This window comes from Pontivivens insulae, assembly GCF_900302495.1.
Lineage (GTDB): Bacteria > Pseudomonadota > Alphaproteobacteria > Rhodobacterales > Rhodobacteraceae > Pontivivens > Pontivivens insulae.
The window spans coordinates 462683-475558 of sequence record NZ_OMKW01000004.1; the positions used below are offsets into that span (position 1 = coordinate 462683).

15 protein-coding genes are annotated in these 12876 nt (G+C 58.7%); 9 read left to right on the top strand and 6 right to left on the bottom strand.

Annotated features, from left to right (window positions below; translation table 11 throughout):
* Positions 1-18: 18 nt before the first annotated feature.
* A complete protein-coding gene (locus POI8812_RS16315) occupies positions 19-402 on the bottom strand; it encodes a hypothetical protein (RefSeq protein WP_108783657.1) in 384 nt (127 codons plus the stop codon).
* Positions 403-539: 137 nt separating this feature from the next.
* Here POI8812_RS16315 and POI8812_RS16320 point away from each other — a divergent pair, with 137 nt between their 5' ends.
* Positions 540-1193 carry a carbonic anhydrase gene (locus POI8812_RS16320; RefSeq protein ID WP_108783658.1) on the top strand — a complete coding sequence of 218 codons (654 nt, stop codon included), beginning with the start codon at positions 540-542 and terminating at the stop codon, positions 1191-1193.
* A 33-nt stretch (positions 1194-1226) separates the two neighbouring features.
* Here the strand turns inward: POI8812_RS16320 and POI8812_RS16325 are convergent, their stop codons facing one another.
* The 3 genes from POI8812_RS16325 to POI8812_RS16335 all read right to left on the bottom strand — a co-directional run bounded on the left by POI8812_RS16325 (position 1227) and on the right by POI8812_RS16335 (position 3900).
* Positions 1227-2108, bottom strand: a complete 882-nt coding sequence (locus POI8812_RS16325; protein WP_146186187.1) for a hypothetical protein — start codon at positions 2106-2108, stop codon at positions 1227-1229.
* A gap of 79 nt (positions 2109-2187) precedes the next feature.
* Positions 2188-3210 (bottom strand): aspartate-semialdehyde dehydrogenase, encoded by a 1023-nt coding sequence (locus tag POI8812_RS16330; RefSeq protein WP_108783660.1) that lies wholly within the window; start codon positions 3208-3210, stop codon positions 2188-2190.
* An 81-nt stretch (positions 3211-3291) separates the two neighbouring features.
* Entirely contained in the window at positions 3292-3900 is a 609-nt protein-coding gene (locus POI8812_RS16335) for a GNAT family N-acetyltransferase (RefSeq protein WP_108783661.1), read from the bottom strand.
* Positions 3901-4065: 165 nt separating this feature from the next.
* Here POI8812_RS16335 and POI8812_RS16340 point away from each other — a divergent pair, with 165 nt between their 5' ends.
* Positions 4066-4467: a hypothetical protein gene (locus POI8812_RS16340; protein WP_306438849.1), complete on the top strand. Its 402-nt coding sequence runs from the start codon at positions 4066-4068 to the stop codon at positions 4465-4467.
* Between the two features lie 57 nt (positions 4468-4524).
* Positions 4525-5247 (top strand): Crp/Fnr family transcriptional regulator, encoded by a 723-nt coding sequence (locus POI8812_RS16345; protein WP_108783663.1) that lies wholly within the window; start codon positions 4525-4527, stop codon positions 5245-5247.
* On the opposite strand, the gene hemN is transcribed toward POI8812_RS16345, so the two are convergent.
* Positions 5248-6600, bottom strand: a complete 1353-nt coding sequence (gene hemN, locus POI8812_RS16350; protein WP_108783664.1) for an oxygen-independent coproporphyrinogen III oxidase — start codon at positions 6598-6600, stop codon at positions 5248-5250. It lies immediately after the preceding gene.
* Between the two features lies 1 nt (position 6601).
* A complete protein-coding gene (locus tag POI8812_RS16355) occupies positions 6602-7054 on the bottom strand; it encodes a hemerythrin domain-containing protein (RefSeq protein WP_108783665.1) in 453 nt (150 codons plus the stop codon).
* Between the two features lie 137 nt (positions 7055-7191).
* Here POI8812_RS16355 and ccoN point away from each other — a divergent pair, with 137 nt between their 5' ends.
* From ccoN to POI8812_RS16385, 6 genes are all read left to right on the top strand, one after another.
* Entirely contained in the window at positions 7192-8811 is a 1620-nt protein-coding gene (gene ccoN / locus POI8812_RS16360; RefSeq protein WP_108783666.1) for a cytochrome-c oxidase, cbb3-type subunit I, read from the top strand.
* Between the two features lie 13 nt (positions 8812-8824).
* Complete coding sequence (ccoO, locus tag POI8812_RS16365) at positions 8825-9577, top strand: cytochrome-c oxidase, cbb3-type subunit II (RefSeq protein WP_108783667.1); 753 nt, start codon at positions 8825-8827, stop codon at positions 9575-9577.
* A gap of 11 nt (positions 9578-9588) precedes the next feature.
* Positions 9589-9762, top strand: coding sequence for a cbb3-type cytochrome c oxidase subunit 3 (locus tag POI8812_RS16370; protein ID WP_108783668.1), 174 nt, complete (start codon positions 9589-9591; stop codon positions 9760-9762).
* A complete protein-coding gene (gene ccoP, locus POI8812_RS16375; protein WP_108783669.1) occupies positions 9755-10630 on the top strand; it encodes a cytochrome-c oxidase, cbb3-type subunit III in 876 nt (291 codons plus the stop codon). The genes POI8812_RS16370 and ccoP overlap by 8 nt, the downstream gene beginning before the upstream one ends.
* A 176-nt stretch (positions 10631-10806) precedes the next feature.
* A complete protein-coding gene (gene ccoG, locus POI8812_RS16380; RefSeq protein ID WP_108783797.1) occupies positions 10807-12372 on the top strand; it encodes a cytochrome c oxidase accessory protein CcoG in 1566 nt (521 codons plus the stop codon).
* A gap of 13 nt (positions 12373-12385) precedes the next feature.
* Positions 12386-12874 (top strand): FixH family protein, encoded by a 489-nt coding sequence (locus tag POI8812_RS16385; RefSeq protein WP_108783670.1) that lies wholly within the window; start codon positions 12386-12388, stop codon positions 12872-12874.
* Positions 12875-12876 lie beyond the last annotated feature (2 nt).

Consider the following 12876-nt stretch of genomic DNA (forward strand, 5'->3'; position numbering starts at 1 on the left):
CCGATACATGTCACCCGGTCAGACGCCGTCGCCCCCAAGCCGTACAAGCGAGAACAGGGACTCTTCACCCAAGCGGATAAGGCGGGACCCCACGGCATGTGCTGCCGTCAAATCTTCTTGACCCAAAACCTCGATCAGATCAGAGGCGACCATACCCATGCGGATCAGCCCGATGCGGGCAGACAGGCCAATCAGAGAAACCGTGTAATCATGCGCAGACTTCAGGTCTTCGCGTCCCAATGCGCCTTCGAGCTTCGCCAACTTCTCGGTGATCTGGAAGATCGTCTCCTCTACGTACTCGCGACACCGCACGGTTCCAAGGCTGCGCTCCAGCCCCATGACCGCGGTTGTATCTACGAGCGCAGAGTTCCGCGCCGTAATCTGGATCGTTGGATCCGACATACCCATACTCCTAAACTGTCTTTGACCATACCCGATTGTGCGGCTTTTGTCAGCATGTTGTCGAAACGCGCATTCGGATTGAAAGGTTGCATGGCACCGGCTATTTCTGGCGACCAGAGTTAACGAATGGGGACAGGATGCACAGGGTTCGACCGCTTCCAACCTACCTTGCCAAACGTCTGGATCGCTGGCGTGCGACAACGTTTTCAGAGAACAAGGAATGGTTCTCTCACCTGGCTGCACATGGCCAGCATCCACGGGCGATGTTCATCTCGTGCTGTGACAGCCGAGTTGATCCGGTCGCGATGTTCGAAGGGGAGCCGGGGGACTTTTTCCTGGTGCGTAACGTCGCAAATCTTGTGCCTCGTTATGCCCCGGATGAGGAAATGCACGGGACATCCGCCGCGATTGAATATGCAGTCACGGTTCTGGGCGTCAGCCATATCGTCGTCATGGGCCATTCAGGTTGCGGCGGCGTTGCCGCGTGCCTCGACAAATGTGAGGGCAATGCCCCCGCGCTGACCGATCCGAAAAGCTTCATCGGACGCTGGATGGATGTTCTGAAACCCGGCTATGAGCGGATCAAGGATCAGGGCAAGACCCGTGAAGATCGGATCGACCTGCTTGAGAAAGAAGGGGTCAAGGTGTCGATTCAGAATCTGCTGAGCTTCCCCTTCGTCGCCGAAGCTGTCGAGGAAAAGCGGCTTAGCCTTCATGGGCTGTGGACGAATATTGGTTCGGGCGAGATGGTCATGTATGACGGAGATGGTCAGGCTTTCCGGGAAGTGTGAGATCCGGTCACCAGCCCGACCGTGGCAACCTGTCTATTCGTAGTTTGTGCCTGTCCAGCTTAGCACATGCGCACCGGCATTTGACCACGCTATCAAATCCCGCCACCCTGCTGTTTCGCTGGCGCCGACCTCCAGATTGCCTTGGGCCGTCGCCTCGCCAACCAGCAGGGCTTGGCCATCAGTTATCGTAAAGATCCAGGCCATGCACCCGGACCCGTCACATAGTTCGGGTGCGACGCCCTGAAGGACCACTTCCGGTACGTCATCTGCATTCAGGCTGGTCAGTGAGGCTTCGACCGCCGCGGGGGGCACGGCGCGAAGCTCTGACAGGGCCTGAAGCGCCAGCACTGCCTCGCCGTTCGGACCTGCGGATCCTGTTGCAAGCCCTACAAACCCGGATGCGTCAGGCTGCCAGCCGTCGGCGCTGGGCAATTCGAAGACTTCGCCGTAGATCAGTCCGTCAAGCGCATCACGCCACATGGTGCCGTCATATTTGTGGACGATTTCCGGCTGACCCGCTTCCCAGAAGATCAGGTCTGCACGACCCATCGATGTCGAGCCTGCAACGCGCATTTCGCCTGTGCCTGCCAAGACGACTTCCCAGAGTTGAGCGCGTTCTTCCAAACCCCATAGGCCACATTCCGCTTCGCAAAAGGGGGCACCCGTTGCCCGTATCAGGAGAGTGGGCTGTTCATCTTCATTCAGGCGACAACGGCCGAACCGGAAAGCGTCCCCGACGGTAAGTCCGGCATCGTTGAGGATGCGCAGCTCGTGTTGAAAAGCGGCCTCGAACCCTTGCAGCTCTTGCGTCATGAGTGCGTCTGGACCGAGCGAGGCCTCAAATGGCTGACCGTCGAGGCAGGCCAGCGCAGGCCCAGGCATGGCGAGGGCTGCTAGGGTTGCGATTAGGCGCATCATGCTCTCCTCAAAGAAAGGGCCCCGGATGCAGCATCCGAGGCCCCAAGTCTTCTCAAACTGAGAAAAAAAAGGCAACTTAGCCTTTCTTGAGCACACGCCGCCCCAGCAATTCCGCGATCTGCACGGCGTTGAGTGCGGCGCCTTTGCGCAAGTTGTCGCTGACGCACCAGAAGTTCAGGCCGTTCTCAATCGTCGAATCCTGACGAATGCGGCTGATGAACGTTGCGAAGTCGCCCACACACTCGATCGGAGTGATATAGCCGCCATCCTCACGCTTATCGACGACCATGATGCCCGGTGCCTCGCGCAGGATGTCGCGGGCCTCGTCCTCGTCGAGGAAGTCCTCGGTCTCGATATTGATCGACTCAGAGTGGCCGACGAAGACCGGGACGCGCACGCAGGTCGCGGTGACCTTGATGTCCTTGTCCACGATCTTCTTTGTCTCCGCGACCATCTTCCACTCTTCTTTGGTGGAGCCGTCCTCCATGAAGACATCGATGTGCGGAATCACGTTAAAGGCGATCTGCTTGGTATAGACCTCGGGCTCACGTTCCTGCCCCGGCACGTACATGCCCTTCGTCTGGAGCCAAAGTTCATCCATCGCCTCTTTGCCCGAGCCGGACACAGACTGGTAGGTCGAAACGACGACGCGCTTGATCTTTGCGCGGTCATGCAGCGGCTTCAGAGCGACAACCATCTGAGCGGTCGAACAGTTGGGGTTCGCGATAATATTCTTCTTCGCATAGCCTTCAATCGCGTCCGGATTCACCTCTGGCACGATCAGCGGCACATCCGGGTCATAGCGGTAGAGCGACGAATTATCGATCACCACACAGCCAGCCTTTGCAGCAATGGGTGCGTATTTCTTCGTCGCTTCCGAGCCGATGGCAAACAGCGCCATGTCCCAACCTGTGAAGTCGAATGTGTCGAGGTCCTGGGTTTTCAACGTTCGCTCACCAAACGCGGCCTCGGAACCAAGGCTCCGACGGCTTGCAAGGGCTGCAATCTCGTCCACGGGGAATTCCCGCTCTGCGAGGATGTTCAGCATTTCGCGGCCCACATTGCCTGTGGCACCAACGACGGCGATCCGATAACCCATCTCCCTTATCTCCTTAACAGGGGGTTCAACGGGGCGTCTGATAGACCATTGCATGCGGAAAGGAAACGGCCCGCGCGCAACCTATCGCCAAAGCGTGAACGTCAGGACACGCGAAACCCCCAGGACATACCTTGACGGGCCGATTTCACGTTCACGGGTCAGGGTGAAGCCGAGTGCACGATAGAACCTGATAGCGCCTTCGTTGCGGGCATCGACGTCTAAACGCAATCCGTTGAGGCCACGCCGGGCGACTTCGCCCATTGCCGCGTTGATTAGCGCGCGGCCGATACCGCCCCTCCGCATCGCCGGATCAACGGCGATACCATCGATCAACAGGACCGGATCGTACTCATGGGAATCCAGGCCGCTCATAGCCAGCCTTCGCCAACCCGTGCCGACTTGGCCGTATCGCGCGCGCAAGCCCGGTGAGATACCGTTGGTGAAAGATCCCTTTGCATGGCGCAGCCCCAGAATTCCGCAAGGCAGACCATTGTCTCGCGCAATCACTGCATTGCTCCAGTCGGCCACGGCCTCCAAAACGGCGATCCGATCATCGGACGTATTGAAGAGGCGATGAAAGCCTATGGGAAATGAGTGCTGAAAGATGCGCAGCACATCAGCGGCATCATGTGGCGCGGACAGGCCGGGGCCCTCAACCGATTGCTTTGTTCCTGTTTCGGAAACGGACATGTGCCGCGATCCCTCGACTTTTCGCGGTTTCGTGAATCCCCTGTAACACGAAATGCTGTATGGTGGGATCAGACACAGGAGGTCTTGTCATGATCCGCCATCGCTTCTCGATCACCCGATTTATCGAACTCTTTTTGAGCAGCAAGTGTTCCGAGCGTACTGGCTTTGACCGGATGGCATGCTTGTCCCACCACTGCCACTGTTCCTGAGATGCGGCTGATCGGCTGGGTTTGTGCGACGCTTTTAGGTAGCGCCGCGATCGCGCATGCGGATGGGCCTGTTGTACAGGCCGTTGAGGCGCGCGAGCAGGGGGGGGCGTGGCGGTTCTCGGTCACGCTATCGCACCCTGATACCGGCTGGGATCACTACGCAGATGGGTGGGAGGTTGTTGCACCGGACGGAACGCGTCTGGGCTATCGACCGCTTGCACATCCACATGTGAATGAGCAACCGTTCACACGCTCGCAATCGGGGATAGAGATTCCCAACGGCCTGGAAACGGTACTTGTTCGCGGTCGCGACAATGGTGGCGATTGGGGACCCAGTTTCGAGTTTGAGTTGCCCTGATCCATTGCGCGCTTGGGTTCGCTGCGCGATAGTCCTTCTCGGGAGTAGGAGGATCGGTTGCGCAAAGATATCCACAATTCGGAGATCCCGGTTGTTTGCCGGGCCTGCGAGGCACGACATCGCGGTGTTTGCGGCGCGTTGAATCCCGACCAACTTCTTGCGCTGTCAAAGCATACGACCAGAAAGCAGTATGCTGATCACGGTGAGTTGGTTGCGGCGGGTGAAGTGTCCAACCAATACTCGAACATTCTGCGTGGTGTCGTAAAGCTGACCAAGCTGATGCCCGACGGTCGCCAACAGATCGTCGGCTTGCAATTTGCCCCAGATTTCATGGGCCGCCCCTTCCGTGCGGACAGCGAATTGACAGCTGAGGCGAGTGGTGAGGTGCAACTCTGCTCGTTCCCGCGCGACATCCTCGACAAGCTCATCCAGCAAAGCCCGGAACTGGAACATGCGCTGCATGAGCAGAGCCTGAGGGAACTGGATGAAGCCCGCGATTGGATGATGACGCTTGGCCGCAAGACCGCGATCGAGAAAGTCGCGTCATTCCTGTTGCTCATTGCCGCTCATCTCGACCCGGAGCGGGAAGAAGCGGCTGCTGTGACCTTCGACATACCACTTACGCGCGCGGATATGGCGGATTTTCTGGGCCTCACCATCGAGACCGTCAGCCGCCAGATGACCCGATTGCGAAAGCTCGATCTGATCACCATCAAACAGAACCGGACGATCACGATCCCCGATGTCGATCGACTCGCCGAGATTGCAGACGGGATCTGATCATACGGCCTGCGAATATCGCGCGGGACCTTGATCAAGATACGCATCAAGACGAGCGGCCACGATCCGAGTAAATGCTCTTGCATCATCTGGGATTATGAAGCGGCCATCTGAGATTTCACATAGTCCGTCCTGCTCCCGCGCGGCAAGCTCGGCCAATTCCTCTGCCAGATCTGCGCCGGTGGAACCGAACCGTTCGCTGAGGTCCAGCATTGGAATAGCGAAGTCACACATCAGGCGCTCAATGGCCCAGCCGCGCAAATGATCGTCATCGTCGAGCTGACAGGATTTGGCAGCGGCCATGGCTCCGGCTTCGACGCGCGCCCGCCAGTTGGCGGTTGCTGGCTCATTCTGTACAAAGCAGGTCGGAAAACGGCTGATCGCGGACGCGCCCAACCCGATCAACGTTTCGCAAGGGTCCGTGGTGTAGCCTTGGAAGTTGCGGTGTAGCTGATCGGTACTTGCCGCAAGCGCCAGTTCTTCGTCCCATTTCGCAAAATGGTCGATACCGACCGGAACGTATCCTGCCCCGATCAATCGGTCAGAGGCCGCTTTTGACTGTTCATAGCGGGTGAGCGCGTCCGGAAGTGCCGCTTGCGGGATCATTTTCTGATGCGGTTTCATCCAAGGCACGTGTGCATAACCGAACAGCGCGATGCGGTTAGGAGCAAGGCTGACGACCTGATCCATTGTCGACTGCACCGTTTCGACAGTCTGGAAAGGCAAGCCGTACAATGCATCGAGATTGAGGGACCGGACTCCCAGCGACCGCAACTGCTGGATCACATCAGCGGTGTCTTCGTAGGACTGCGGACGGTTGATGGCCTGCTGCACCTTCGGCGCAAAATCCTGGACGCCGAGGCTTGCCCGGTTCATGCCGATAGAGCGATAGGCGCCCAGGGTTCCGCTTGGAATTGCCGCCGGATCCAGTTCCACACTGATTTCAGCATCGTATCGAATGCTGAACGCATGCTCCAACGCCTCCCCGATGCGCAAGACGTCCTCTGGCTGCAAAATCGACGGGGAGCCGCCCCCGAAATGGATCCGCGCAAGATCGGCTTTGTGCTGCATTTTTCCAGCAACCTGTTCAATCTCCAGCAAGAGCGTATCGACATAGGCACGCACGGGCGCATAGCGCAGCGTGTGCTTGGTATTGCAGCCGCAAAACCAGCAGAGCCGGTTGCAATACGGAATGTGCACGTAGAGTGAGACGGGCTGGCTGCCGACATTTCCCAGCGTATGTTCCATATCCCGCTGTGCGGTGCCGGGGCGAAACTGAGGCGCTGTCGGGTAGCTGGTATAGCGTGGAACCGGATGAGAGAATTTTGTCAGCAGGGCTTTGGCATCAACCATCTTAATGCGCCCTTTCGTGTTTCAACATTGGGATAAGATGTTCCTTTTCGAACGCGAGATGCCGTCGGAGCCCCTCGAAAAAGCCGCGCAGCATGTAGCCCAAGCGTTCGGCATCCCGCGCAACCTGACCGGTCGCAAAGCCGATCATCTCGTCGTAGAGTTCTTGGGCGAACCCCTCATCCTCAAGATGCTCGAAGTGCAAACGGTTCAGCGTCTCGGAGAGCGCTTCGGTGTCGGCCTCAGCTTGCTCAAGCGCAGGAAACAGAACCTGTTCTTCAAAGCGATGTGCGCTGTGGATCGTCGGGTGAATCGTGCGCGCCAGATGCAAAAGACGTTGCGCATTGGTTGTCTCAGGCAAGCCGTCGGCGATTTTTTCCAATGCATCGCAGAGCGCCGACTGCATCTCGATGTGTCGGGTCAGCTGACGTGTGATGGTGTCGTGATCCAAGGGCACGGCGGCCTCCCTGTCAAAGTGAACTGACAGGAAGATGGCCTGCGCGATCCGATGATGCGTTGATCTGGATCAAGGTTGCTTTGCCCGCGTCGTGTTCAGTCTGCCCCATCGAAAACCGTGAAAAGGGGACAGAACTCATGAGACACGGGAACACTGTTATCGCGCTGGCGGTCGCGACATTCCTCTCCATATTGGGGATCGCATTCGCTGCCGACCGTGCATTTGAGGCCCATATGTGGGTTCTGACCGGCGTGCTCGTGATCACGATGTTGATCATGATGGGCAAGACGCAGGTGGCCCCGGCCGGACGGCTGGCGGCAGAGGTCAAGCCAACCGGCTATAAGGATGATGTGATCCGCTGGGGCGTGATCGCGATCGTCTTTTGGGGCGTCATCGGCTTTCTGGTTGGCGTTGTCGCGGCTGCGCAGCTCGCATGGCCAGCGCTGAATATCGAACCGTGGTTCAACTTCGGTCGCGTTCGGCCCTTGCACACATCGGCGGTTGTTTTTGCCTTTGGCGGGAACGCGCTGCTCGCAACGTCTTTCTTCATCGTGCAGCGCACCTGCCGTGCCCGGTTGTGGGGCGGTGAGCTGGCAACGTTCGTCTTCTGGGGATACCAGCTCTTCATCGTCCTCGCCGCAACCGGCTACCTTCTGGGTATCACCGAAGGCCGCGAATATGCTGAGCCTGAGTGGTATGTCGATCTGTTCCTGACCGTCGTTTGGGTCGCCTATCTGGCGGTCTTTGTGGGCACAATCGTGAAGCGCTCCGAGCCGCACATCTATGTCGCGAACTGGTTCTTCCTCGCCTTCATCATCACAGTGGCAATGCTGCACGTGGTCAACAATCTGTCGCTGCCGGTCAGCCTGCTGGGCGCGAAATCCTACAGCCTGTTTGCCGGTGTGCAGGATGCGCTTACGCAGTGGTGGTATGGGCATAATGCGGTCGGCTTTTTCCTGACGGCAGGCTTCCTGGGCATGATGTACTATTTCATCCCAAAGCAAGCGGAACGTCCGGTCTACAGCTATCGCCTCTCGATCATCCACTTCTGGTCGCTGATCTTCCTCTACATCTGGGCGGGACCCCACCACCTGCATTACACAGCACTTCCCGACTGGGCGCAGACGCTTGGCATGGTGTTCTCGATCATGCTTTGGATGCCCAGCTGGGGTGGCATGATCAACGGCCTGATGACCCTATCGGGGGCATGGGACAAGCTGCGCACCGACCCGATCTTGCGGATGCTGGTGGTCAGTGTCGCCTTCTACGGCATGTCGACCTTCGAAGGTCCGATGATGTCAATCAAGACAGTCAACTCGCTCAGCCACTATACCGATTGGACGATTGGCCACGTGCATTCCGGTGCGCTGGGCTGGGTCGGCATGATCTCCTTCGGCGCGGTCTACTATCTTGTTCCCAAGCTTTGGCAGCGTGACAGGCTCTACAGTCTGCAATTGGTGAACTATCACTTCTGGCTCGCCACGCTTGGGATCGTGGTCTACGCCGCCGTCATGTGGGTGTCCGGGATCATGCAGGGCCTGATGTGGCGCGAGTATGATGCCGAGGGTTACCTCGTCTACTCCTTCGTGGAGAGTACGGCGGCCATGTATCCCTACTACGTAATGCGCGTCTTCGGTGGGCTGCTCTACCTCGCGGGTGGCGTGATCATGGCGTGGAACGTTTTCAAAACCATCAGGGGCGATCTGCGCTCGGAGGCATCCATGGACGGTGCCGCTGAACCGATCCCCGCGGAATAAGGAGGGCTGGCTGATGAGCACACCCAACGAGAACCCGGGCCTTTTGGCCAAGCATGGCGCAATTGAAAAGAACGTGACCCTGCTCCTGGCGCTAAGCTTCGTAACCGTCAGCATTGGTGGCATCGTGGAGATCGCACCGCTCTTCTACCTGGAGAACACCATTGAGGATGTGGAGGGCATGCGGCCCTACTCGCCGCTGGAGCTTGCGGGCCGCAACATCTACGTGCGCGAAGGCTGCTATGTCTGCCATTCGCAGATGATCCGCCCGTTCCGCGATGAGGTAGAGCGTTACGGCCACTACTCACTCGCGGCAGAAAGTCAGTATGACCACCCGTTCCAATGGGGGTCAAAGCGGACGGGGCCTGATCTGGCGCGTGTCGGGGGGCGCTACTCAAACGACTGGCATGTCCAGCACCTGATCGACCCGCAATCCGTCGTGCCTGAGAGCATCATGCCATCCTATGCCTTCCTCATGGAGGCACAGTTCGACATGGAGGATCCGGCCGCGCACCTTAATGCAAATCGGTTGGTCGGGGTGCCTTACACGGACGAGATGCTGGAGAACGCGGTGTTTGACCTGCGCGGTCAGGCCGATCCTGACGGCGACCACGACGGGATCCTCGAACGGTATCCCAATGCGGTTATTGGTGATTTCGACGGCAATCCCGATCGTCTGTCCGAGATGGACGCCTTGGTTGCCTATTTGCAGATGATGGGCACGCTGGTGGATTTCTCTGCCTACGAACCTCTTGAAAACATTCGCTAAAGGAGGGTGTGATGCATAGCGATTATCAAGTTTTGCGCACCTTTGCCGACAGTTGGGGTCTTGCCTACATGTTCGCGGTCTTTGTGATCGTGGTGTGCTGGACCCTGCGACCGGGTGGTAAGGTGCTGAGCAATGATGCCGCTCAGGTGCCCTTCCGTGAGAAGGAGGATATCACAGATGTCTGATGATCAGAGACGCGTCGATGAGATCAGTGGAACCGAAACGACGGGCCATAGCTGGGATGGGATTGAAGAGCTCAATACGCCATTGCCCCGCTGGTGGCTGTGGACCTTCTACGCCTGTATCGCGTTTTCAGCGGTTTATGTTGTGCTGTTTCCGGCTATCCCGCTGGTCAACGAGGCGACGCAGGGCGTGCTCGGCTGGTCGAGCCGTGGCAACCTGAGTGAAGAGTTGGATGAGGTCGCGGCCACGAACCTGGAACGGACCGAGCTGCTGCAAGCCGTATCGATTGAAGATGCCGCCGCTGATCCGTCGTTGCGCGCCTTCGCAATTGCAGGCGGCCGTGCGGCTTTTCAGGTAAACTGCGTGCAGTGTCACGGTTCAGGTGCCGCCGGCGGGGCCGGATATCCCAACCTCAATGACGATGACTGGTTGTGGGGAGGCTCACTTGCCCAGATCGAGGAGACGCTGCTCTATGGCATTCGCCATGATCAGTACGATTTCACGCGGTGGTCCGAGATGCCTGCCTTCGGTGCGGGTATCCTGACGCGGGCCGAAATCTCCGACGTCGCGTGGCACGTTTTGGACCTGGCTGGCTTGGACGTCGACGATGTGGAGGCAGCGGCGCGCGGCGCGACGCTCTACTACGATCAATGTGCGTCGTGCCATGGGGATATCGGCGAAGGGATGGATGATCTCGGCGCGCCGACGCTCAATGATGCGATCTGGCTGTTTGGCGATACCCACGCGGATATTGCAAAGCAAATCACGGCGCCGCGTCACGGTGTGATGCCCGGATGGCAAGATCGGCTAGGCGAAGCAACCGTACGGCAGCTTGCGATCTATGTTCACGGATTGGGCGGGGGCGAATAGCGCTTGCCCAACGGGAACCACGCACCGTCTGCCCCCTTGTTCGTTCCCCTCTAGACCGAGGCCTAACGGGCGCGTGGTTCCCATCTTTTCTCCAGAACGCCCTGAACTTTGACACGGATCAAGGTTCGGGGCGTTTCAGTCTGCCATGCAGAGGTCAGGTTCAAGGAATGACTTCGATGACGAACGATCCAAATCCACCCAGGCTCGATGTTGCTGCCGTGAATACCGGTGCGGCTGCCGAGGGGCCGGTCCAGCTCTACGCCGCACGCGAGAAGATCCACCCCAAGCGGGCAGAGGGGGACTTTCGCCGGTTCAAGTGGATCGTCATGTTTGTCACGTTGGGCATCTACTACGTCACGCCTTGGTTGCGATGGAATCGTGGCGAGTTCGCACCCGATCAGGCGGTCCTGATCGATATGGCGAACCGCCGGTTCTATTTCTTCTTCGTGGAAATCTGGCCGCAGGAATTTCCATATGTCGCAGGGCTGCTTGTCATGGCAGGCGTTGGGCTTTTCCTCGTAACATCCGTCGTCGGACGGGCGTGGTGTGGCTATACCTGCCCACAAACAGTCTGGACCGATCTCTTTCTGGTCGTGGAACGTGCAATCGAGGGCGATCGCAACGCCCGCATCCGACTTGATCGCGCGCCCCTGAGCGCGGGCAAGCTTACCAAACGGGTCTCAAAACACCTGATCTGGCTATTGATTGCGGTTGCGACCGGCGGGGCCTGGATCTTCTACTTTGCCGACGCACCAACCTTGTTTGGTCAATTCGTCACGGGCCAGGCTGCCTTCGTTGCTTATGCAACTGTCGCGGTGCTGACGGCCACGACCTACGTTTTCGGCGGACTGATGCGCGAACAGGTCTGCATCTATATGTGCCCTTGGCCACGCATTCAGGCCGCTATGACAGACGCCGACACCCTGATCGTAACCTATAATGACTGGCGCGGTGAGCCGCGCACCCGCGGCCGCAAGCGAGCCGCGGGCCTGACGGTCGCCGGGGATTGCATTGATTGCAATGCCTGCGTTGCGGTCTGCCCGACCGGTATTGATATCCGCGATGGGCAGCAGCTTGAATGCATTTCCTGCGCGCTGTGTATCGATGCCTGTGACGGGATGATGGACAAGGTGGGACGCCCGCGTGGCCTGATTTCTTACGCCACGCTCCGCGACTATAATCACAACATGGCCCTCGCGACGGATCCAGAAACCGGCGCGCTGAACCCCGATAGGGTGCGGGACGGCGCGGGCGGTTATATTCAGAAAATTCGCCACATTGGCGCCGGTATCCTGATACGTCCGCGCACCCTGATCTATTTCGGCATCTGGGCTGCGATTGGCGTGGGCATGGTCGTCGCCCTTGGTCTGCGTGACAGGCTTGAAATCAATGTTCAGCACGATCGCAATCCACTCTTCGTGGCGCTGTCGGATGGATCCATTCGAAACGGCTACACGGTGAAATTGCTCAACATGATCCCGGAGCCGCGCGTTGTCGAGTTGAGCGTGGACGGTCTGGCCGGTGCAGTGATGACCAGCCCGGATCTGGGGCTTTCCCCGGCGCCGCGCGTCGCAATCCAGCTTCAGCCGGACCAGGTGCGCAGCCTCCGGGTCTTTGTGCAGCAGCCGCCTTGGTTTCTGGCGCCGGGCAATGAAGACTTCCAATTGATCGTCCGAGATCCCGCATCGGGAGAGGTCGACATCTATGACGCCACCTTCAACCGCCGCGATGCCGGTCCCTGAATTGGAGAGACAGATGCTTGCACGTATTTTTGCCCCGAACCCCTTTACCGGTTGGCATATGGCCGGTGTCATTGGGCTGTTCTTTGGCACGATCATTACCGTCAATCTGATCATGGCCACCTTTGCCGCCAACAGTTGGACAGGGCTGGTTGTTCGCAACTCCTATGTTGCCAGTCAGGGCTTTGATGAGCGCACAGCGCGTCGCCGGGCGGAACAAGCTCAGGGCTGGCAGCTGACTGGCGATGTGGCTGCAACGGGTATTCATTTCGAACTTCGCGATGCAGATGGGGTTGCAATTGAGGATGCGGCCATTGTGGTGAGCATCGGGCGCCCTGCGCACGAACATGACGATCAGGTCCTGACAATGCGCCACGGCGGGGAGCCGGGGCTCTATCTGCTCGAAACACCCTTTGCCGCAGGTCTTTGGGCCGCCGAGGTGTCGGTTGCACGTGCGGACGGCAGCACATGGACCACCGCCCTGCGCCTGACGGTGACGGAGTAGAT